General features: G+C 68.2%; 17 protein-coding genes. 9 read left to right on the top strand and 8 right to left on the bottom strand.

Annotated elements, in window-relative coordinates; translation table 11 throughout:
• Positions 1-50 precede the first annotated feature (50 nt).
• Entirely contained in the window at positions 51-3,215 is a 3,165-nt protein-coding gene (locus tag CAM01S_RS12805; RefSeq protein ID WP_066522481.1) for an efflux RND transporter permease subunit, read from the top strand.
• On the opposite strand, the gene CAM01S_RS14740 is transcribed toward CAM01S_RS12805, so the two are convergent.
• Positions 3,157-3,417 carry a hypothetical protein gene (locus CAM01S_RS14740; protein ID WP_157071568.1) on the bottom strand — a complete coding sequence of 87 codons (261 nt, stop codon included), beginning with the start codon at positions 3,415-3,417 and terminating at the stop codon, positions 3,157-3,159. The genes CAM01S_RS12805 and CAM01S_RS14740 overlap by 59 nt on opposite strands.
• Positions 3,418-3,665: 248 nt before the next feature.
• On the opposite strand from CAM01S_RS14740, the gene CAM01S_RS15350 reads away from it, so the two are divergent.
• Positions 3,666-5,774: a DEAD/DEAH box helicase gene (locus tag CAM01S_RS15350; protein WP_066522639.1), complete on the top strand. Its 2,109-nt coding sequence runs from the start codon at positions 3,666-3,668 to the stop codon at positions 5,772-5,774.
• Positions 5,775-5,856: 82 nt separating this feature from the next.
• Here CAM01S_RS15350 and CAM01S_RS12820 read toward each other — a convergent pair whose 3' ends face one another.
• A complete protein-coding gene (locus tag CAM01S_RS12820) occupies positions 5,857-6,363 on the bottom strand; it encodes a mycothiol transferase (RefSeq protein WP_066522490.1) in 507 nt (168 codons plus the stop codon).
• Between the two features lie 91 nt (positions 6,364-6,454).
• On the opposite strand from CAM01S_RS12820, the gene CAM01S_RS12825 reads away from it, so the two are divergent.
• Positions 6,455-7,606: a metallophosphoesterase family protein gene (locus CAM01S_RS12825; RefSeq protein WP_066522642.1), complete on the top strand. Its 1,152-nt coding sequence runs from the start codon at positions 6,455-6,457 to the stop codon at positions 7,604-7,606.
• On the top strand, positions 7,606-10,674 hold the full coding sequence (locus CAM01S_RS12830) for an AAA family ATPase (protein ID WP_066522497.1): 3,069 nt from the start codon (positions 7,606-7,608) through the stop codon (positions 10,672-10,674). The genes CAM01S_RS12825 and CAM01S_RS12830 overlap by 1 nt, the downstream gene beginning before the upstream one ends.
• Positions 10,675-10,698: 24 nt before the next feature.
• On the opposite strand, the gene CAM01S_RS12835 is transcribed toward CAM01S_RS12830, so the two are convergent.
• Positions 10,699-11,607, bottom strand: coding sequence for a DMT family transporter (locus CAM01S_RS12835; RefSeq protein WP_066522500.1), 909 nt, complete (start codon positions 11,605-11,607; stop codon positions 10,699-10,701).
• A 66-nt stretch (positions 11,608-11,673) separates the two neighbouring features.
• Between CAM01S_RS12835 and CAM01S_RS12840 the strand changes: the two genes are divergently transcribed.
• From CAM01S_RS12840 to CAM01S_RS12850, 3 genes are all read left to right on the top strand, one after another.
• On the top strand, positions 11,674-12,780 hold the full coding sequence (locus CAM01S_RS12840) for a CPBP family intramembrane glutamic endopeptidase (RefSeq protein WP_066522502.1): 1,107 nt from the start codon (positions 11,674-11,676) through the stop codon (positions 12,778-12,780).
• Positions 12,716-14,671 carry a DNA helicase RecQ gene (gene recQ / locus CAM01S_RS12845; protein ID WP_157071569.1) on the top strand — a complete coding sequence of 652 codons (1,956 nt, stop codon included), beginning with the start codon at positions 12,716-12,718 and terminating at the stop codon, positions 14,669-14,671. Before CAM01S_RS12840 ends, recQ begins: the two co-directional genes overlap by 65 nt.
• Before the next feature lie 115 nt (positions 14,672-14,786).
• The gene (locus tag CAM01S_RS12850; protein ID WP_083528039.1) at positions 14,787-15,653 is read left to right on the top strand and encodes an NAD(P)-dependent oxidoreductase; all 867 of its coding nucleotides are present in this window, start codon (positions 14,787-14,789) and stop codon (positions 15,651-15,653) included.
• Between the two features lie 98 nt (positions 15,654-15,751).
• On the opposite strand, the gene CAM01S_RS12855 is transcribed toward CAM01S_RS12850, so the two are convergent.
• From CAM01S_RS12855 to CAM01S_RS12870, 4 genes are all read right to left on the bottom strand, one after another.
• On the bottom strand, positions 15,752-15,994 hold the full coding sequence (locus CAM01S_RS12855; protein ID WP_066522509.1) for a hypothetical protein: 243 nt from the start codon (positions 15,992-15,994) through the stop codon (positions 15,752-15,754).
• 173 nt (positions 15,995-16,167) lie between these two features.
• The gene (locus CAM01S_RS12860; protein ID WP_066522513.1) at positions 16,168-16,761 is read right to left on the bottom strand and encodes a MarR family winged helix-turn-helix transcriptional regulator; all 594 of its coding nucleotides are present in this window, start codon (positions 16,759-16,761) and stop codon (positions 16,168-16,170) included.
• Between the two features lie 106 nt (positions 16,762-16,867).
• Positions 16,868-18,211: an MFS transporter gene (locus CAM01S_RS12865; protein WP_066522515.1), complete on the bottom strand. Its 1,344-nt coding sequence runs from the start codon at positions 18,209-18,211 to the stop codon at positions 16,868-16,870.
• On the bottom strand, positions 18,208-18,660 hold the full coding sequence (locus tag CAM01S_RS12870) for a MarR family winged helix-turn-helix transcriptional regulator (protein WP_066522649.1): 453 nt from the start codon (positions 18,658-18,660) through the stop codon (positions 18,208-18,210). Before CAM01S_RS12870 ends, CAM01S_RS12865 begins: the two co-directional genes overlap by 4 nt.
• 97 nt (positions 18,661-18,757) lie before the next feature.
• Between CAM01S_RS12870 and CAM01S_RS12875 the strand changes: the two genes are divergently transcribed.
• Positions 18,758-19,624, top strand: a complete 867-nt coding sequence (locus tag CAM01S_RS12875) for an alpha/beta fold hydrolase (protein WP_245631643.1) — start codon at positions 18,758-18,760, stop codon at positions 19,622-19,624.
• Between the two features lie 47 nt (positions 19,625-19,671).
• A complete protein-coding gene (locus tag CAM01S_RS12880; protein WP_066522519.1) occupies positions 19,672-19,956 on the top strand; it encodes a GNAT family N-acetyltransferase in 285 nt (94 codons plus the stop codon).
• Positions 19,957-20,028: 72 nt separating this feature from the next.
• Here CAM01S_RS12880 and lplAB read toward each other — a convergent pair whose 3' ends face one another.
• Complete coding sequence (gene lplAB / locus CAM01S_RS12885) at positions 20,029-21,078, bottom strand: lipoate-protein ligase LplAB (RefSeq protein WP_066522520.1); 1,050 nt, start codon at positions 21,076-21,078, stop codon at positions 20,029-20,031.
• Positions 21,079-21,087: the final 9 nt, after the last annotated feature.

Genomic DNA, 21,087 nt, shown 5'->3' on the forward strand with positions numbered 1-21,087 from the left:
TACCGGCAAACCCGCAGGAAGCCTCCACTGCCCTCGCGTACGGTCGCAGCGTGCACCTGCTGTCCCTGTTCAGCCTCCGGAATCGCGCGCTCATCGCGCTCATCACCGTGGTCGTTGCCGTGTTCGGCGTGGTAGCACTCACCAACCTCAAGCAGGAGCTCATCCCGAACGTCGACTTCCCGCAGGTCGCGATCGTCAGCGTCTATCCGGGGGCGACGCCCCAGGTGGTGTCGAACGACGTGTCGACCAAGATCGAGCAGGGCATCCAGGCGGTCCCGGATCTCAAGCAGACCACCGCCACCTCCTCGACAAGCCAGAGCGTGGTGTCCGCGCAGTTCAACTACGGCACGAATCTCGCCAGCGCCGAGGACAAGATCCAGACCGTCATCAATGCGCTTTCCCTGCCGAGCTCGGTTCAGACGCAGATCGTGACCGGCTCCTTCAGCGATATCCCGGTCCTCCAGGTGGCCGTCTCGGATCCTGGCGTGAACACCGAGGTGCTCGCCGACCGCCTCACCGCGACCGCTGTCCCCGACCTGCAGAAGCTCACCGGCGTACGATCCGCCAGCGTCTATGGGAACCCGGGTCGTCGCATCGTCATCGAACCGGACCAGCAGAAGCTGGCGGCGCGCGGACTCTCGGAATCGGCGATCAGCACGGCGCTCGACAACAACGGAACGCTGATACCCGGTGGCACGATCACGCAGAACGGCTCGACCCTGTCGATCCAGACGGGCAAGCAGATCACCGGCACGTCGGACATCGCGGCGATCCCGCTTGCCGGAGGCTCATCCCCCACCACGATCGGTCAGGTCGCCTCGGTCCGTCTCACGGAATCACCCGCGACGTCGATCAGCCGAGTGAACGGCAAGCCGGCGCTCACCATCGCCATCACGAAGACGCAGTCGGCGAACACCGTCGACGTCTCCAACACGGTGCGTGCTGCGCTCCCCGGCATCGAGGCGAAGGTCCAGGGGTCGCCGCACTTCACGGTCGTGTTCGACCAGGCGCCGTACATTCAGCAGTCAATCCGGTCGCTCGCCGAGGAGGGACTGCTCGGCCTCGGGTTCGCGGTGATCGTGATCCTGATCTTCCTGCTGTCGGTTCGATCGACGATCGTGACGGCCATCTCGATCCCGACGAGCGTGCTCCTCGCAGCCATCGGCATGCAGGCCGCCGGCTACACCCTGAACATCATCACGCTGGCAGGCCTGACCATCGCGATCGGGCGTGTCGTCGACGATTCCATCGTCGTGATCGAGAACATCAAACGACATCTCGGGTCGGGTGTCTCGCGCGAACGCGCCGTCATCGACGGTGTGCGCGAGGTTGCGGGCGCGGTGACCGCGTCGACGATCACCACGGTGGTGGTGTTCCTCCCGGTTGCGTTCGTGCAGGAGCTCGTCGGCGAGCTGTTCCGGCCGTTTGCGCTGACCGTGACGATGGCGCTCGCCGCATCGCTCCTCGTCGCGTTGACGATCGTGCCGGTGCTCGCCTATTGGTTCCTTCGGGCGCCGGCCGGATCGATGCTGCCCGACCGCACGCCGCGCGCCGGCGTCGCCGTGGGGGATGCGGCCGCACCCGCGCGCCTCCGTCGCGGCTATCTGCCGGTGCTGCGGTGGGCGCTCCGGTTCCCGGCGATCGTCCTTGTCGCCGCGGCGGTGGTGCTCGGAGGCACGGCCGCGGCGCTCCCGCTCATCACGACGAACTACCTCGGCGATTCCGGCCAGAACACGTTCACGGTGACGCAGCAGCTGCCTGCGGCGACGAGCCTCGACAAGCAGGCGACCGACGCGGCGCCGGTCGAACGCGCCGTGAAGAGCGTGCCTGGCGTGCAGGTCGTGCAGACCACGATCGGCACCAGCGGCAATGCGCTCCAGGCTGCATTCGGGGGCGGAGGCTCGGGCTCCATCACCTATTCGGTCACCACCGCGCAGAACGGCGACCAGACCCAAATCCAAGCGGCTGTCCGGAAGCGCCTGAACGCGCTGCAGCACGAGGGGACGCTCTCGGTGTCGTCGGCGTCGAGCTTCGGGTCGGATACGAACATCGAGGTCGATGTCACCGCTCCCACCCAGAGCGGCCTCACGAGTGCCGCGAAGACGGTCCTCGCACGAATGCAGCACGTCCCGAACACGACGGGCGCGACGAGCAACCTCGCCGCGGCGCAGCCGTACCTCGCGGTGCAGGTCGACCGCAGCAAGGCGGCCGCGATCGGACTCACCGAGGGTCAGGTCGGCGGTCTCGTCGCTGCATCGGTGTCGCCGCAGCAGAAGGGCACCGTGCAGCTCGACGGGACGACGCTCGACATCTATCTGCAGAACCCGAACCCGCCAACCACGGTCGACGCGTTGAAGAACCTGGCGATCCCGGCCGGCCGAGGGACCGTCCCGCTCTCGAGCATCGCAACCGTGGCGCGATCGAACGGGCCGACGAGCGTCACGACGCTCAACGCGGTACGCACGGCAACGATCACGGTCACTCCGTCGGCGACGAATCTGGGCGCTGCGACCCAATCGGTCACCGCGGCCGTGAAGGCGCTGCACCTGCCGCACGGCGCTTCCGCATCGATCGGCGGCGTCGCGGCGAGCCAGTCGACCGCGTTCTCCGAGCTGCTTCTCGCCGCACTCATCGCGGTGCTCATCGTCTACGTGGTGATGGTCGCCACCTTCCGAAGCCTCCTGCAGCCGCTGCTGCTGCTGGTCGCGATCCCGTTCGCGGCGACGGGTGCGATCGCCCTGCAGATCATCACGGGAATTCCGATCGGCGTCGCCTCGCTCATCGGGGTGCTGATGCTCGTGGGCATCGTCGTCACGAACGCGATCGTGCTCATCGACCTCGTCAACCAGTACCGGCGTCGAGGCCTCGCGGTCACGGAAGCGCTCATCGAGGGAGCGACCCGTCGCCTCCGCCCGATCCTCATGACCGCGCTCGCGACGATCTTCGCCCTGATCCCGATGGCCGCGGGCCTCACCGGGAAGAACGGATTCATCTCGCAGCCGTTGGCGCTGGTCGTGATCGGCGGCCTCGTCTCGTCGACGCTGCTGACGCTCGTCGTCCTCCCGGCGCTGTACGCGGTCGTGGAGCGCCCACGGGAGCGCCGCGCGGCCCGGCTCGGGCGGACGCTCGACCGTGACCCGTTCGACGCGGTGTCGCTCAGTGCCAGCCGCGACGGCGCTGTTCGACCGGATCAGGCGGCTCGGCCAGCAGGTTGACGATGACGCCGGCGGCGGCGCAGCAGCACACCACCAGCGCGACCTCGGCGGGGAGCTCGTGTCGTCGCAGGGCCCCGACGCCGCCGAGCGCGACGGTTCCGAGGATCGACAGGGCGAAGAGCACCTCGCATGCGGTGCGGATCACCGTCATCGTGCGCGCCATCGACGGTCTGGAAGCGCGACCCGGCTCCTCGAACAACACGACCGCAGTCTGATGGCACGTCCGATGCGCTCGGGGGCGGCGCGCCGCAGGGCTCGCGCTTTTGCGCGCGGTCGCGTAGGGTAGGTCGGTCGGCCTTCGACGCTGCAGCGTGATGCTGCGGTTTGGGTGTGTGTGTTTCGAGGGCTGGAATCACGTCGAATCGCGACGGGATGAACCCCCTCCGCAACCTGCCCCCGCCGATGTCGCTGCCGGGTGAATGCGGCCTGTTCGCACCCTGGAAGAAGCAAATGCCCCATTTCGAGAAGGGCGCGTCGTCGCGCGCCGACAACAGGACCCGACACGCCAACGGAACGCCGGCCTCCCGGAGCCCGAAGCACCGCGGCTACCGCGCAGAAGACCCGGCATCCCCGCGCCGGAAGCAGCGCTGGGACGCTGAGGATCGCCGGAACCGGACGTCGAACGGCGAGCGCTCCGCGCGCCCCAACTGGGAACCACGCGACCCCGACGCGAACCGTGGACGCGGCCGCTTCGAGCGCGACGATCGCCGCGCTGACCGCGGCGGGCGTAACGGCGAGCGCGACGCTTCCCGCAACGATCGCTTCGGCCGTGACGAGCGTCCGCAGCGTCGGTTTGATCGCGATGACGCTTCGCGCGGCGGTCGTTTTGACCGTGATGACCGGCCGCAGCGTCGGTTTGATCGCGATGACGCTTCGCGCGGTGGTCGTTTTGACCGTGATGACCGGCCGCAGCGTCGTTTCGATCGTGATGACCGGCCGCAGCGTCGGTTCGATCGCGATGATGCTTCGCGTGGCGGTCGCTTCGATCGTGACGAGCGGCCGCAGCGCCGCTTCGACCGTGATGACCGTCCGCAGCGTCGGTTTGATCGTGACGACGCGCCCCGGGGCGGACGCTTCGATCGTGATGACCGTCCGCAGCGCCGCTTCGACCGTGATGACCGTCCGCAGCGTCGCTTTGACGGAGACGACCGCGCTCCCCGCGGGGACCGCTTCGGACAGCGCGATCGCGACGACCGGGGCCGCGGATATCAACGCGACCGCAATGACCGTCCGCAGCGTCGCGACGCGGACGCACCACGCGCCTCCCGCCAGTGGGAGCAGAGCGCGGGCGACGCGGACCGCACGCCGTTCGTGCCGCAGGAGGACGTCAAGCTCGAGAAGCTGCAGGCTGAAGCGATCGTCGCCGAAGACGTCGAGGGTGTGACCTTCGCGGACCTCGGAATCGGTGCGAACATCAGCCGCGTTCTCGCTGAAATGGGCGCCTCGAGCCCGTTCCCGATCCAAGCCGCGACAATCCCCGACGTCCTTGCCGGCAAGGACGTGCTCGGTCGAGGCCGCACCGGATCCGGGAAGACGATCGCGTTCGGTGCACCGCTCGTCGAGAAGCTCATGGAGAACAGCGGCGGCAAGAACCGGCGCATGGGCCGCAACCCCCGCGCGCTGATCCTCGCTCCGACGCGTGAACTCGCGCTGCAGATCGACCGCACCGTCCAGCCGATCGCTCGCGCCGTCGGTCTCTTCACCACCCAGATCTACGGTGGCGTGCCGCAGGGCCGGCAGGTCGGGGCGCTGCAGCGCGGCGTCGACATCGTCGTGGGGACTCCCGGTCGCATCGAGGACCTCATGGAGCAGGGTCGGCTCGACCTGAGCGAGGTCGTCGTGACGGTCCTCGACGAGGCCGACCACATGTGCGACCTGGGCTTCCTCGAGCCCGTGCAGCGCATCCTCAAGGCCACGGCCGAGGTGACGCCGACCGGTGCGCGTGCGCAGAAGCTGCTCTTCAGTGCCACGCTCGACACGCAGGTTGCTGCGCTCGTGGACGAGTTCCTCGTCGAGCCGGCGGTGCACGAGGTCCTCGGTGAGGACCAGTCATCCTCGACCATCGACCACCGCGTGCTCGTCGTCGACCAGCGCGAGAAGGATCAGATTCTCGAGGAGCTCGTCGCAGGACCGGGCAAGACGGTCGTGTTCGCGCGGACTCGCGCCTACGCCGAGCGGCTCGCCGACCAGTTCGAAGACGCCGGTATCCGCGCCACGTCGCTCCACGGCGACCTGAACCAGTCGCGGCGGACCCGGAACCTCTCGCTGCTCACCAGCGGACGGGTGAACGTCCTGGTTGCGACGGACGTGGCGGCTCGCGGCATCCACGTCGACGACGTTTCGCTCGTCGTGCAGGCGGACGCGCCGGACGACTACAAGACGTACATGCACCGTTCTGGCCGCACCGGGCGTGCGGGCAAGGAAGGCACTGTCGTCACGATCGTCCCCCGAAACCGTCGGCGGAAGATCGAAGGCATCCTCGACCGCGCGGAGATCGACGCGGACCTGGTGCCGGCTGCTCCCGGCGAGGATCTGATCGGCGAGCTCGCCGCGCGCTGATTCGGCACTGCGCTGACTCTGCACTGCGCTGACGATGGGCGTCTCCTTCGGGAGGCGCCCATCGTCGTCCGTGCGTTCCGGGCTACGCGAAGAACAGCAACCCGCGGACGTAGCCCGCTTGACCGGCGTGCTGTACGTCGTCATCGAGGATGCTGATGATGCGCACGCCGCGCGTGACGGGCGGGTCCCAGGAGTCGTCGACGACCTCGTCGAACTCGTCGGGCTCCAGCCCACGCACGTATTCGACCGTCCGTGCGGTCACTGCGCGCAGGTAGTCGAGCAGGAGGTCCGCCGAGGCACGGACCCGCCCCACCTCGTCCGACGACATCCCATACCCGAGCGCATCCGCCGGGAAGGGAAGGTCGAATCGCTCGTACCAGCCGTCCGCAGTCCACAACTGCTCCGACCCCTGCAATGCCGCGATCTGGGCGTCCTGGCCCCGCGCGATGTGCCAGGCGAGCCACGCAAGCGTATTCGCTCCCGCGGCGGGTCGAGATGCGAGCTGGTCCTCGGAAAGTCCGCGCACGGCGCGTTCGACGGTTTCCGGGACACGGGAGAATGCTTCAACGAGCAGGTCCGATGGCGTCATACGGTCGACGGTACGCCTGGCGGTGTCCGAGGTCGCCGCTAGCGTTGCTGCCGATCGGGCCCCGCCGGAGCTCGGTCGGAAAGGACAAGCGGTGCGAATCCTGCACACTGGCGATTGGCACCTCGGCCGCACGCTCCTCGGTACGGACCTGCTCGAGCACCAGGCGGCGTTCCTCCGGTTCCTCACCGATGTCGTCGACGAGCGCGCCGTCGATCTTGTGGTGGTCGCCGGCGATGTCTACGACCGTGCCATCCCGCCAGTGCCCGCGGTACGTCTCCTCTCTCATGCGCTGCATGAGCTGTCCCGCCGCGCCCAGGTCGTTGTTGTCCCGGGCAACCACGACTCGGCGGTGCGACTCGGCTTCGGGGCGGACCTGATGACCGGTCGCGTCCGGATCCTTGCCTCGGTCGACCGGCTCCACGAGCCGATCCTCCTCGCGGACGAACACGGCCCCGTCGCCGTGTACGGGATCCCGTTTCTCGCGCCGGACATGGTGCGGCAGACGCTCGCACCGACCCCTGATACCCCGCTCGCGCGCTCGCACCAGGCGGTCGTCGGGGCTGCGGTCGACCGCATTCGATCCGATCTCGCCACCCGCGGGGTTGCCCGATCGGTGGTGATTGCGCATGCGTTCGTCGCTGGCGGCGCGCCCAGCGAGAGCGAGCAGGACATCCGGGTCGGTGGCGTGGACCGCGTCGCGGCCGCCACGTTCGCTGACTTCTCGTACGTGGCACTCGGCCACCTCCACGGTCCGCAGCAGGTCGGCGAGAGCGGCCGGATCCAGTACGCCGGCTCGCCGCTGGCCTTCTCCTTCGGCGAGCGGCACCAGCGGAAATCGGTGGCACTGGTCGATCTCGGACAGGCCGGCTCGGTCACGGTCGAACGGATCGCCGCACCTGTGCCGCGGCGTCTCGTGGACATCACGACGACGATGGCGGAGCTTGAATCCGGCGAGCACGGCGGCCATGCGGACGCATGGGCGCGTGTGTTCGTGACCGATCCAGCTCATCCGGATCGGATGGTGGCCCGCGTGCGGGAGCGGCTCCCGCACGCGCTCGCCGTCGTCCACCAGCCAGCCGTGCGCCGAAAGGAAACACCCGTCGTGGTGCATCCGGGTGCGGATCCGGTCGACGTTGCCGCCGACTTCGTCCGATTCACGACCGGCGCTGCTGCGACGACCGACGAGCGGGGCCTCCTCCGCGAGGCATACGAGGCCGCACGGGCCATGGAGGTGGCGCGCTGATGTATCTGCACACGCTGGATCTCCGCGCGATCGGCCCGTTCCCCGGCACCGTGCACATCGACTTCGCCGCGCTGGGGGCATCTGGAGTGTTTCTCCTGGACGGCCCGACCGGCGCCGGGAAATCGACGATCATCGACGCCATCGCATTCGCGCTCTACGGGTCGTTGGCCGGCGAATCATCGAGCGTGGACCGGCTGCACAGTCAGCATGCGGATCCGGGCGTCGAGCCGTTCGTCGACCTCGTCTTCGAGACCGCTGCAGGGGTGCATCGTGTTCGGCGCACCCCCGCATACGCGCGCCCGAAGCGCGGAGGCGGAACTGTTCGCCAGCACCAGTCTGCGCAGCTGTGGCGGCTGGCAGCCCCGGACGATCAGGTCGGGGAGCCCATCTCCGACCGTGCCCAGGAAATCGGCGTCGAGATCCCTCGGATCATCGGATTGGACCGCGCGCAGTTCGTGCAGACCGTGATCCTGCCGCAGGGCGAGTTCGCGCGGTTCCTCCGATCATCCGGTGAAGACCGTCGCCGGCTGCTGCAGTCCCTGTTTGCGACCGACATCTACGAGGCAACGACAGAGGTACTCGTGCAGCGCCGACGGGATGCCGCCGGAGCTGTGCAGACCGCGGACGCCGCGGTCACTGACGCACTGAGCCGCTTTCAGCAGGCAAGCGGCGTCGCAGACGCGGACATCGACACCGTTCCCAGAGTGGTCGACGAACTCGCAGCAGCAGCCGCAAACACCGCTCGCCACCTCGCGGCGGAGCGCGACCGCCTCGCCGAAGGGCGCCGCGTCGAACACGCGGCGGAACAGCGGCTCGCCGCCGTGCATCGTCGCGCCGAGTTGCTGGCGCGGTCCGCGACGCTCGACAACGCTGCTGCCGACGTCGCGAGCTCGCGCGCTCGGCTGCTCGCTGCCGAGCGGGCCTCGCGCGTGCTCGGAGTCATCGGCGGGCTCGAGGCCGCACGAGAACGGTTCAGCTCTCGTGAGCGCGACCATGATCGGGCATTGGAGGCGGCAGCGGCAGCCCTGCAGCGCGCTTCGTTCGTCCAGGTATCCGCGGCCCCGGGGCGTCGCGGCGATGACGTCGGCTCCGACGATGCGGTGTTCGCCGCTGGCCTTCCGGACGACGTCGAGCTCCTTGAGGACCGAATCCGCGCGCTCCGCACGGCCGTCGCGGAAGCGGCGACGGTGATCGGTCGAGCGGCGGTGTTCACTGACCGACGGCTGCAACGGACGCGGACCGCCACGGCCCTCCAGACCGAACGAGAATCGCTCGCGGCACTCGACGCCCGCATTGCGGCGCGGCCGGCCGAACGCGCCGCGTTGATCGAGGCGATTGGCGAAGCATCGATCGGCGCCGCCGAACTGGATGACCTTCGACGCGAGCACGAGATCCTCGAGGCCGAGCGCACGGCGCACGAGACGCTTGCGGCGACTGAGCGCGAGCTTGCGGCGCTTGCCATCGACGTGTCCTCGGCGACGAGCGCGGCGCAAGCGGCCGTTCACCATGAGGCGGAACTGCGCGAGCGGCGTATCGCCGGACTCGCCGGTGAGCTCGGGGCGGAGCTCGTGGCCGGAACGGCCTGCCCGGTGTGCGGGTCGATCGAGCACCCGAACCTCGCACGACCGGCGGACGACCATCCGACGCCCGACGACATCGACCGAGCCGCGGCCGCTCGCGCCGACGCAGAGATGTCGCTCCGTGACGTCGTCGGCACCCACGCGGCGTGCCGGGAGCGCCGCGACGCGCTGCACGAGCAGCTTGCTGCGCGACCTCGCGACGTCCTCGACACCATGGCGCGCGACCTCGAACGCCGCCGCGCGCAGGCGCTCGACGCTGCCCAGCGCCTCCGGGACGCGCAGTTCGCGCTCGACGTCTTCGACGCGGAATCCGCAGAGCTCACCGACCGACGTTCGGTCAGCGCCAGCGCGATCGCCGCGGCAGTGGAGCGGCTGCAGTCGCTCGATGCGGCGATCGACGAAGACCGATCGCTGCAGGCCTCCGCAGCCGAGACGCTGCACGCACTCGGCGCCGACCCGGAGGCGGAGCTCGATGCGGCGCGCGACGTGCTGGCCGCCGACGCGGAGGCGCTGCAGCAGCTCGTGCAGAGCGCGGCGCAACTCCGCAGCGCACGCACCGATCTCGATGAGCGCGGCGTCGAAGTCGCTCGGGCACTCGACACGGAGGACTTCTTGGACGCGGCGGCAGCGCGCCAGAGTGCCCTCGACCCGCCCGCAGCGAGCGCACTTCGCGCCACGGTCGCAGCGCATGAACGTGAAGCGACGATCGTGGCCGCGGGGCTCGCCGAGCCGGCGATCGACGCTGCGGCCCACGATGCAATCGACGACGCCGAGCTCAAGATCGTGCGCGCAAACGCGAACGACCTCGAGCAACTCGTTGCGACTCTCGCAGCGCAGGCGGCGACCGCGGCGGAACGAAGCACACAAAGCGCCGCATGTGCGATCGCGCTCGCCGATGCGGTCCAGGCACGTGACGCGATCGCGGTGCGGACCCGCGCGGTGGTCCGCCTTGCGGATCTCGTCAGCGGTCAGCCAGGTGTCAATCCGAGCGGGATCACACTCGGCACCTTCGTGCTGATGCGCCGCTTTGCAGACGTGATCGCGGCGGCGAACGCTCGGCTCGTCACCCTCTTCGGCGGCCGGTTCGCACTCGAGCCGTCGGATGAACGGGAACGCGGCAGCAAAGCGCGACGTACCGGACTCGCGCTCGCCGTCCGGGACCACCACACCGACCGCACCCGCGACCCACGAAGCCTGTCCGGGGGCGAGACGTTCACCGTCTCGCTGTGCCTCGCGCTCGGTCTCGCCGATGTCGTGCAGGCAGAGGCCGGCGGCACCCGACTCGGAACGTTGTTCGTCGACGAGGGATTCGGGACACTGGATCCGGAGACGCTCGACGATGTCCTCGGGCAGCTCGCGCAACTCACCGCAGACGGACGCCAGGTCGGCATCGTCAGTCACGTCGAGGAGCTGAAACAGCGAATTCCGGAGCGCATCTCCGTCAGGCGGTCGGCGACCGGAGGCTCGACGGTCACGACGACGGTCTGAATGGCGTGGCGCGACCGTTGGCGCTCAGTGCAGCGCCAAGACCGCGCTCGAGGCCACTGCGAGCGCAATGCCGGAAGCCTGGATCGTCGTCAGCCGTTCCCGGAGCGCTACGCACGCCAGGGCGATCGTGCCGATCGGATAGAGCGCATTGAGCACGCTCACGACCGGCAGCGTCGACGGATCCCCGCTGGAGTGGAGCGCCGACTGGATGAACACGTTCGCGCTGGCATCGCACACGCCGCAGGCGACGACCACCAGCCAGAACCGCCATCCGAGACGCGACCGGAGCGCTGCACTCGCAACGAAGGGTGCCCGTTGCCGACGTCGCTGGCGCCGACCCGTGCGACTGAGGGAGGCGACGGCCGCGAGTGACAGCAGCACCGCCTCCAGGATGCGCGCGACGACGAGGGGAGCGACACCGGCATCCGCGGGGGTTGCGTCGTACGCCAAGACCAGGCCGCCGAAGCCGCACCCGGCGATCACCGCGGCGAGGATCCCACGGACCGTGAGACGCGCGCCACTCCGGTCCGGAACCGCGGCGACGAGGACGACGGAGATGATCCCGGCGATGAGTGCTCCGATCGACAGCGGGGGCAGCGCGCTGCCGCGTGCCAGTCCGACGACGGCCGGGACGAGTGCCGAGAAGACCGCGGTGATCGGCGAGAGAACGCTCATCGGACCGACCGCGAGCGCCGCGTACAGCAGCAGGATCCCAATGCCGCCCGATACGCCGCCGATGAGGCCGAACACGACGGTCGCGGGTGAGAATCGGCCGCCGAACAGGGCCAGACCGACGATCAGCGGAAGGATCCCGATCGTCGCCGTCATGGCGGTCACAGCCACGGGGCGAAGCTGACGAGAAGCAACACCCCCGAGGAAATCGGCGAAGCCGTAGATGATCGCGCCGCAGAGACCGAGAACGACAGTGATCACCGGTCAATCCTGCCCGCTCGGCTCGGTCACGGCGAGCGCATGACTCCGGCCGATACCCTTCCCCTCGTGAGCGTCGCCTACCACCGGCTGTTTCGCGTCCACCCGCGCTACCGCTGGTGGCGCCCGCTTGTCGCACTTGCGATCATGCTCGGGTTCTGGTTGGCAACACAGATCGTCATCGCGGTGGTGCTGCTCCTCATCGAGTTCAGCATCGGCGGCGCGGATGCGGCGCGATCCTTCACGACGCGGCTCGCGAAGGACCCGCTCGATCCGTCGCATCCCGCGGTGCTCGCTCTGACGCTCGTCTCACTCGCCGTTCTGCTGCCAGCGATGATGGTCGCGGTGCGCCTCGCGGGTCTTGGCCCGATCGGGCAGTTGTCGAGCGTCGCGTTCCGGATCCGATGGCGGTGGCTTGCCCGCTGTCTCCTTCCGCTTGCAGCGCTCGCGGTGCTCACCGTGGGGGTGCAAGCGGTCGGCATTCCGGGCGTCATGTCCGGATACTTCGTCGTTCGCCATGGAGCGTTCGTTCCGAACATGGCGGAGATCGGCCACCCGACCGTGTCCGCGACGACGACGATCGTCGCGATCGTCATGGTCATCGTGCTCGTTCCCCTCCAAGCGGCAGCCGAGGAGTACATGTTCCGCGGCTTCGTGCAGCAGACCGTGGGGTCGTGGGTGCGGAACCCGATCGTCGCGTTCGTCGCGTCGACGGTCTGCTTCGGCGCGGCGCACGTGCCCAACGGCTACGACCCGATCGCAATTCTCGACGTCGCCTCGTTCGGATTCGTCGCGGCCCTCCTGACCTGGAGGACCGGGGGATTGGAGGCTGGAATCCTCGCCCACGCCTTGAACAACGTCGGCATCTTCGTCCTACAGGCGCCTGGCTGGTCGAAGATCAACCCGAATGATGGTCACGAGTCGGTGCTGCAACTGGGGATCACGGTCGTCACCCTGTTCGTCTACGCGTTCCTCGTCGAGATCAGCGCTCGCCGCGCCGGGCTGATCCGGCGTCGACCCGGACGTGAGGCGCCGCGCCTCCGGCATCGGGCACCCTCGTGGGTCGCAGCCGGCGCCGATCCAGCCGATTGGGGACAGATCCAGCAGAACGATGCCGGCGGACCGCTGTCCACAGGCTCCATGGTCGAGCAGAGCGGTGTCGGCGGGGCTCTCTAGGCTGACACGCATGACCGTGAGCTCCGGAGTCACTGCGCCGCCGACCCAGCGCGCCGCGTCGGAATCGCGTCAGCTCGCGCTCGAGACACTGCAGCGTGTCTGGGGGTATCCCGCATTCCGGGGCGAGCAGGCGGACATCGTCGACCGCGTCGTGTCGGGCGGCGACGCCCTGGTGCTCATGCCGACCGGTGGCGGGAAATCGATCTGCTATCAGGTGCCGACGCTCCTCCGTAACGGCGTGGGCGTCGTGGTCTCGCCGCTGATTGCGCTGATGCAGGATCAGGTGGACGCACTTGCGGCGCATGGCGTGCGCGCCGCATTCCTGAACTCGACGCAGTCGCCGGCTGACCGGGCTGCTGTCGAGCGAGACCTGCTCAGCGGTGAGCTCGACCTGCTCTACCTCGCGCCGGAGCGTCTGCGGTCAGAGCAGACGCGCGCGCTCCTCGACCGCGCCACCATCGGGCTTTTCGCGATCGATGAAGCGCATTGCGTTGCGCAGTGGGGGCACGACTTCCGCCCCGACTATCTCGAGCTGAGCGTGCTGCACGAGCGCTGGCCGACCGTGCCGCGCATTGCGCTCACCGCCACCGCGACCCCGCAGACGCACCGAGAGATCGCCGAGCGCCTCGGCCTGGTCGATGCGGCGCACTTCGTCTCCGACTTCGACCGGCCCAATATCCAATATCGGATCGAACCGAAGACCGCGCCGTTGCAGCAGGTGCTCAAGTTCATCCGCACCGAGCATGACGGCGACGCCGGGATCGTCTACTGCCTGTCGCGGAACTCTGTCGAACGCACCGCTGCGCAGCTCCGCGAACACGGCATTGAAGCGTTGCCCTACCACGCCGGTCTCGACGCGGACGTTCGAGCGCGAAACCAGGCGCGCTTTCTTCGGGAAGACGGAATCGTCATGGTCGCGACCATCGCCTTCGGCATGGGCATCGACAAGCCCGACGTCCGGTTCGTGGCCCACCTGGATCTCCCGAAATCGATCGAGGGCTATTACCAGGAGACCGGTCGCGCTGGCCGCGATGGTCTCCCGTCGACCGCGTGGCTCGCGTACGGACTGAACGATGTGGTCCAGCAGCGCCGGATGATCGACCAGTCCGAGGGTGGCCCGGCGCGTCGTCGCCAGCTGAGCGCCCATCTCGACGCGATGCTCGCGCTCTGCGAGACCATCGAATGCCGTCGCGTCCAGCTGCTTGCGTACTTCGGGCAGCAGTCCGAACCATGCGGCAACTGCGACACGTGCATCGCCCCACCGGAGGCATGGGACGGCACCATCCCGGCGCAGAAACTGCTCTCTACGATCGTGCGACTCGATCGGGAGCGGCATCAGCGGTTTGGCGCAGTGCACCTCATCGACATCCTCGTCGGGAAACGCTCGCCGCGCGTCGCCGAACTCGGTCACGAATCGCTCACCACCTTCGGGATCGGCTCGGACATCGCCGAGCAGGACTGGCGAGCGATCGTGCGGCAGTTGCTCGCCCAAGGGCTCGTCGGCGTTTCTGGCGATGGCTACGGGACTCTGACGCTCGCGGCGGGAAGCGCCGCTGTCCTGTCGGGTACGACGACCGTCCGGCTGCGCAGAGATCCTGTCCGGGCGCCGAAGGGCGCTCGGACTCGTCGAACTGCTCCGCCGGACATCCCGGCGGAGGCGCTGGATCTCTTCGAAGCGCTCCGTGCGTGGCGTGCGGAAACGGCTCGGGCGCAGAGCGTCCCGGCGTATGTCGTGTTCAGCGATGCGACTCTTCGAGGAATCGCCGCGACACGACCCACGTCGATCGAAGCGCTCCAGGAGATCAGCGGCATCGGCGCCGCGAAGCGTGACGCCTATGGCGAGGCTGTCCTCGCAGTCGTCGCGCGCGAGAGTGACGCGCAGGTGCGCTGAGGGCGCGCGCCCGCCGGCGACGCGTAGGTGCGCTGAGAGCGCACGCACACGGCGGCGTAGCGTCGGTCGAGCGGCCGGGGAGGGCCGCTCATCGTCTTCGACAGGAGGATCGACTATGCGCGTCGCCGTGCTAGGAACCGGTGCCATGGGAGCGGGCGTCGCCCGTTCACTCATTCGAGAGCACCACGACGTGACCGTCTGGAACCGAACAGAGGACCGCGCGCGTCCCCTTGCCGACGACGGCGCGCACGTGGCGTCGTCCGCCGCAGACGCTGTCGCGAACGCCGAAATCGTGGTGCTCACCCTGTTCGACACGGACGCCGTCGTCGACGTGCTCGACGCTGCGGCGGGCGATGCACCGGCAGACGCGATCTGGGTGCAGAGTTCCACGATCGGGCTGGAAGGCACGGAGACCGTCGTCGCGCTCGCCGACAAGTACGGCATCACCCTGATCGAGGCGATGATGCTCGGCACCAAGGCGCCGGCTGAGCAGGGCAAGCTGACGATGCTTGCAGCCGGGCCCGAGCACCTCATCGATCGAGTACGACCGGTCCTCGATGCGATGGGGTCGAAGACCGTTGTTGCGGGCCATACCGTTGGCAACGGCTCTGCGCTGAAGCTCGCCGCGAACGCCTGGATCGCGTCGATCACCGCCGCGACCGCACAGTCGCTCACGCTGACGCGTGCGCTCGGGCTCGACCCGGGACTCTTTCTCGCCGCCATCGAGGGCACGGCATCCGACTCTCCCTATGCGCACGCCAAGGGAACGGCCATGATCGACGACCAGTTCGCGCCGCAATTCGCATTGGATGGGCTCCGGAAAGACATCGGGCTCATGCTCGACGCGGCGACACCGGCGGGCGTCGGAACGACCCTGCTCGAAGCGCTCCGGGACACATACGCGGCCGCGAGTCGGGACGGTCACGGTGCGGACGACATCGCCGCCGTGGTGACGGCGTTCCGGCCGGAGCGCTCGAACTGAGACCAGCGGCTACCGTTCTGATGTGAGTGCCGTCCAGGCCAGCGGCGAACCGGATACCGACGCCCGGAGCGCTGGCCGTGCCTCCCTGACGCGCGCAGTCAGCGTCGCCGGAACCAGCGCCGGATGCGCGCCGCGACCCGACGGGTCCACTCGTCGTTGAGCGTGTTCGCGAGGTCGAACGCCTCCAGTGCCGGGTCGCTGCCGCGCCGGATGCGGTGGAGTGCGACCTCGGCTCGAGCGTACGAATCGAGTTCGCGCAGCGGCATCGACTCCTCCGGCGCACTGGGGTGCGCCTCCCCGTGGGAGGCTTTCGGGTCTCCTCGAACAGTTCGATCGCTCACTGAATCATCCTGCGCCGCACCGAGGCCGAGTGCGAGTCAGTGGGAAAAGAACAGCAGCCCGGCGGATCAGGTCGCCGGGCTGCCGCCTGCTCCCGCGAGCACCTCGACGGGAGGCCGGCAAGGTACCCGACCTGCGCCGACCCATTCATTGTGCACCAATATCGCTAGAAGGTCTAGCGATCAGCGGGCTCACTATCGCGTGTCCGCATCGCCGCTCCTCGAGCGTCTGCCCCCGGGGAGTCGATCGATTGTGAATCGTCGTGAGACTCGGTCTGGTCCTGAACGTCGACGGCGCTCGTCATGGTGTTGAGGAATCGAACGATGACATCGGTCGCAGCTGCGGGGAGGTCGCTGGCCGCAGCAACGGTGCGGTTGTCCATCGCTTCAATGATTGCGAGCGCTTCACGCATCGCGCTACCAGTCGCTGTGAGGATGATGCCGCGGCGGTCGTCGGGATCGGCCTCCCGCTCGACGTAGCCCGACCGGACCAGCCGATCGACCAGCGCTGATGTCGATGCTGCTGTGATGCCGAGGCGTTCAGCCAAGAGCTTCGCGTTGACCTTCCGGCCCTCGTGCTCGGCGTTGATCAAGATCCGCAGCGCGGCGAGTCCGTTCTCGCCGACGCCGAGCGCTTCTCGGGCGCGCCGCCCGGCCGCGGCTTCAGCGGTGCGATAGCGGCGGAGGGCGTTGAGGACATCGATAGCCGATGCCTCGGGACTTGCTCCATACCAGAATCCCGAGGCACCAGGAAGGTGCTGGGAGGACATGTGATCAATGCTAGACGCTCTAACTAGTTTGTCTAGCAGCGGGGGGCTTTGCCGCGCTATTTGACAGGGTCCCACCGTGCTCGTCGTCAGAGCGTGATCCTGTCGGTCACACCCCGCTCGAGCGGTCTGCGACGACTTCGTCCCGCTCCAACGCGCGGCGCAGTCGTCCGTCCGCTCCTGACGCCGTGGCCGCGGATGCCGTCACGACGGCGAAGCGCAGCGGCGCGCGGGAGTCGAATCGAAGGCGCAAGTTCTGTGATCGGGTGAGCCAGACCGCAGCGATCGCGAATGCGACGAATCCGGAAGCCGCTCCGACGCCGAGCGACCATCGTGGTCCGAAGGCGTCCGCGACCCAGCCGACGACCGGGGCTCCGAGAGGTGTGCCACCAGCGAAGATCGCCATGTAAAGCGCCATAACGCGGCCCCGCATAGCGGCCTCCGTGGTCGTCTGCACGAGCGAGTTCGCCGTGTTCATGAATGTCATCGACACCAGGCCGAGCAGCGCGAGCACTGCGCCGAACGTCCAGTAGGTCGGCATCAGGGCCGCGACCCCGCAGGCGACACCGAACCCAGCGGCCGCCCCGACGAGCAGCCGAATCCGTGGGCGGTCGCGGCGCGCGGCGAGAAGCGCGCCGCCCACCGACCCGATCGCCATGATCGAGTTGAGGAGCCCGAACTCTCCCGCGCCTCGGTGGAACACGATCTCGGACATCGTCGAGGTGAAGATCGGGAAGTTGACTCCGAATGTGCCGACGACGAACACCATCGCCAGCACGATCATGATGTCCGGTCGAGTCCGGACGTATGCGAATCCCGCTTTGATCTGGCCCGGCCCACGGCCCGCTTTCGAGCGCTTCGTCAGCTGTGCGGGGTCGATGAAGCGCAGTGCGCCGAGGACCGCCAGGAACGATGCCGCGTTCAGGATGAAGACCCAGCCAGAGCCGATCGCGGTGATCAGGAGGCCGGCCACGGCCGGTCCGATCAGTCGCGCGCCATTGAATGACGCGGAGTTCAGCGCGACCGCGTTCGGCACATGCTCTCCGCGTACGACGTCAGAGACGAATGCCTGTCGAACGGGGGCGTCGAAGGCAGCGACGACGCCGAGGGCCAGCGCGAACCCATAGACGCTGAGGAGCGTCGCGGTGTTCGTCAGCACCATGATGCCGAGCGCGAGTCCGAGTGCGCCCATCAGCAGCTGCGTCAGCATCAAAGTGCGTCGCCGGTCGAATCGATCCGCAATGAGACCGGAGATCGGCATGAAGAGCAACTGGGGGCCGAACTGGCAGGCCATCGTGACACCGACAGCTACGGCGCTGTTGTGCGTCAGGTGCGTGAGCACAATCCAGTCTTGGGCGGTGCGCTGCATCCAGGTGCCGACGTTCGACACGAGGGCGCCCGAGAACCAGATGCGGTAGTTTCGCCCGCTGAGCGATCGGAACATGGAGCTCACTGCTGCGCGAGCCTCCTCAGAATCAGGGTCGCGGCGGCAAGTGTCTTCCGCTCGTCGGGCGAGAGTCGAGCGAGCCGGGGGCTCAGCCACGCATCACGGCGCCGCCGGGTCTCGGCGACGAGCGCGGTGCCGGACGCTGTCGGCTCGAGAAGCACGCGTCGACGGTCCGCGTCGTCCACCGACTTGGAGATCAGTCCACGGTCGAGGAGCGCAGCGACAGTCTTCGTCATGGAGGGCGGGGTCACCCCTTCGACACGGCTCAGCTCTCCGAGCGTCTTGGCGCCCTCGCGATCAAGGCGGGCGAGGGCTGAGAAGAGCGAGTCCGGGAGCGAGGCGTCGGCCTTCTCATTGCGCAGTCGTCGAGAGAGACGGTTGACAGACACGCGGAGGTCGGTGCTGAGGGACGCATGGGGTGCGGCTCGCGGGGGCGAGGGTATCGGCGGGCTCATGGTCACGTCAGCGATCGTAGCAAATTAGTTCGGTGAACGAATCAATGCGCGCACAGGATCGTGTCCGATTGGCGCATCCGTCTGCCAAGATGGCGCTGTGCCAACGTTCTCAGCCGCCCGGGGTGATGCGTCGTTCCGCGATGCGTTCGGGGTCGAGATCATGTACTCGACCTGGCGAGCCGGAAAGCCGCGCGGGCTGGTTCAGATCGCGCACGGCGTTGGTGAGCACGGCCTCCGGTACGAGCCCCTCGCCCAGGACCTCGTTCAGGCGGGCTTCACCGTCTACGTGAACGATCATCGGGGTCACGGTCGCACGGGCATGGCGCAGTGGGATGGCGATCGATCGAAGCTCGGTCGTCTCGGGCCCGGCGGTCTTCGAGCGGCGATCGCGGCGGTCCGACAGATGACGCGCGTCGCCCAGGAGGAGGAGCCGGGCCTCCCTGTGGTGCTCCTCGGCCACTCGTGGGGCTCGCTCATGGCGCAGAAGATCGTGAACGAGGACAGCGGGGCCTATGCAGGAATCGTGCTGTCGGGATCGGCGTATCGGCTGCCAGGGTGGATGAACAGCGGCGATCTCAACAAGCGCCACGCAGCCTTAGGACCGACGCGATTCGAATGGCTCACACGAGACCGCTCGATCATCGACGCAATGGCCGTGGATCCGCTCGCGGTCGAGGCGAAGGTCGTCGAACTGTTCGGGATCGCGGACACGCTTCGACTTCTCGGTGTGCCGCGTCGGGGCGTGCAGCACGACGTCCCGATGCTGCTGCAGGTCGGATCCGACGACCCGCTGGGCGGCCCGCGCTCGATCGAGCGGCTTGCGCGCGCATATCGGGAGCGTGCCGGGCTGTCCGACGTTGCAGTGCGGGTCTATCAGGACGCGCGGCACGAGATCTACAACGAGCTCAATCGCGACGAGGTCATCGCGGACCTCGTCGCCTGGCTGAACCGGATCGTGTCCTGACGCGCCAGCCGCCGACGCGGCCGAGTTGCGGCGCGTAGGGTCGAGCGATGGCACGCGTTCACAACGACGAGGACCGACACCAGTATTCGCTTGTGGAGGACGGTGAGGTCATCGGATTCGCGGCGTACGAGCTGGACGACGATGTGATCCGCTTCGTCCACACCGAGGTGGACCCGCAGTATCGGGGCGGGGGACATGCCTCCATGCTCGTCGAGCAGGCGCTCGATGACGTCCGGTCAAGCGGTGGACGGACTGTGGTGCCGCAGTGCAGCTACGTCCGTGCCTGGATCGACCGTCACCCGGACTACCAGGAGCTGGTCGCGGAAGACTGACGCGGCTCCTCGAGGGGGCGGCGTCGTTCGAAGACCCCTCGAGGAGGCCGTCGCCGTTTGAGCAAGCTCGCGTCAGGGGACGCGACGAAGCCATGCGTCGGTCGCGAATTTCGTGTCGACGAGCTGCTGTGCCCGGGCTCGCTCATCGTCCGTCACGGCACCGGGGTGCGCGTTGAAGCGCGCCGTGAATCCGGCGATGAGGCGGTCGATGATCTCGGCGCGGGAGAGGCCCGTCTGGGATCGGAGCGGATCCACCCGCTTCGCCGCACTCGTGGTCCCTTTGTCGCTCATCTTCTCGCGTCCGATGCGGAGGATCTGCACCATCTTCTCGCCGTCCATGTCGTAGCTCATGGTCGCGTGATGGAGGAGTGCGCCGGTCCCGAGCCGCTTCTGGGCCGCGCCCCCGATCTTGCCCTTGGCGGAACTGATGTCGTTGAGCGGCTGGTAGAACGCGTCGATCCCCATGCCGCGGAGCGCCTCGATCACCCACTCGTCGAGATACGCGTACGAGTCGGCGAAGCTCATTCCTTGCACGAGGTCGGTCGGCGCGTAGAGCGAGTAGCTGATGATTGCGCCGGCCTCCATGAGCATCGCGCCGCCACCCGAGATGCGACGGACGACCTGCACACCGTGCCGTGCAGCGCCGTCGGGGTCGACCTCGTTGCGGAGGGATTGGAAGCTCCCGATGACGACGGCGGACTCGTCCCACTCCCAGATCCGCAGGGTCGGACCGCGACGACCGGCCCCCACTTCTTCGGTGAGCACCTGGTCGAGCGCGAGGTGCTCATTCGGGGCGATCGGCCCTTCGTGGATGATCTCCCAGTCGTAGTCGCGCCAGCTCGTTGCGCGGGCCATCGATCGCCGCACCGCGACCGCAACCGCTTCCGGCGAGAATCCGAGCAGCACGGCGCCCGAAGGAAGCGCCTCCCGCACCGCAGCGGCAATCGCTGCCGTGTCGGAATCCGCTCGCAGTCCGTTCACCGCGGCATTGATGTCACCGAGGGCGTCGTCCGGCTCGAGGAAGAAGTCGCCGGCGAGCTGGAAGTTCTGTATCCGACCGTCGACCACATCGAGGTCGACGACGACGAGCTTGCCGCCCGGGACTTTGTATTCTCCGTGCACGCAATCAGC

This window comes from Curtobacterium ammoniigenes NBRC 101786, from assembly GCF_001571045.1.
Classification (GTDB): domain Bacteria; phylum Actinomycetota; class Actinomycetes; order Actinomycetales; family Microbacteriaceae; genus Curtobacterium; species Curtobacterium ammoniigenes.

Excerpts from the sequence above, each read along its gene's own strand:
- CAM01S_RS15350 (WP_066522639.1), top strand. The coding sequence starts at position 3,666 with ATGCCCCATTTCGAGAAGGGCGCGTCGTCGCGCGCCGACAACAGGACC.
- CAM01S_RS12820 (WP_066522490.1), bottom strand. The coding sequence starts at position 6,363 with ATGACGCCATCGGACCTGCTCGTTGAAGCATTCTCCCGTGTCCCGGAA.
- CAM01S_RS12830 (WP_066522497.1), top strand. The coding sequence starts at position 7,606 with ATGTATCTGCACACGCTGGATCTCCGCGCGATCGGCCCGTTCCCCGGC.
- recQ (WP_157071569.1), top strand. The coding sequence starts at position 12,716 with ATGCCGGCGGACCGCTGTCCACAGGCTCCATGGTCGAGCAGAGCGGTG.
- CAM01S_RS12850 (WP_083528039.1), top strand. The coding sequence starts at position 14,787 with ATGCGCGTCGCCGTGCTAGGAACCGGTGCCATGGGAGCGGGCGTCGCC.
- CAM01S_RS12860 (WP_066522513.1), bottom strand. The coding sequence starts at position 16,761 with ATGTCCTCCCAGCACCTTCCTGGTGCCTCGGGATTCTGGTATGGAGCA.
- CAM01S_RS12870 (WP_066522649.1), bottom strand. The coding sequence starts at position 18,660 with ATGAGCCCGCCGATACCCTCGCCCCCGCGAGCCGCACCCCATGCGTCC.
- CAM01S_RS12880 (WP_066522519.1), top strand. The coding sequence starts at position 19,672 with ATGGCACGCGTTCACAACGACGAGGACCGACACCAGTATTCGCTTGTG.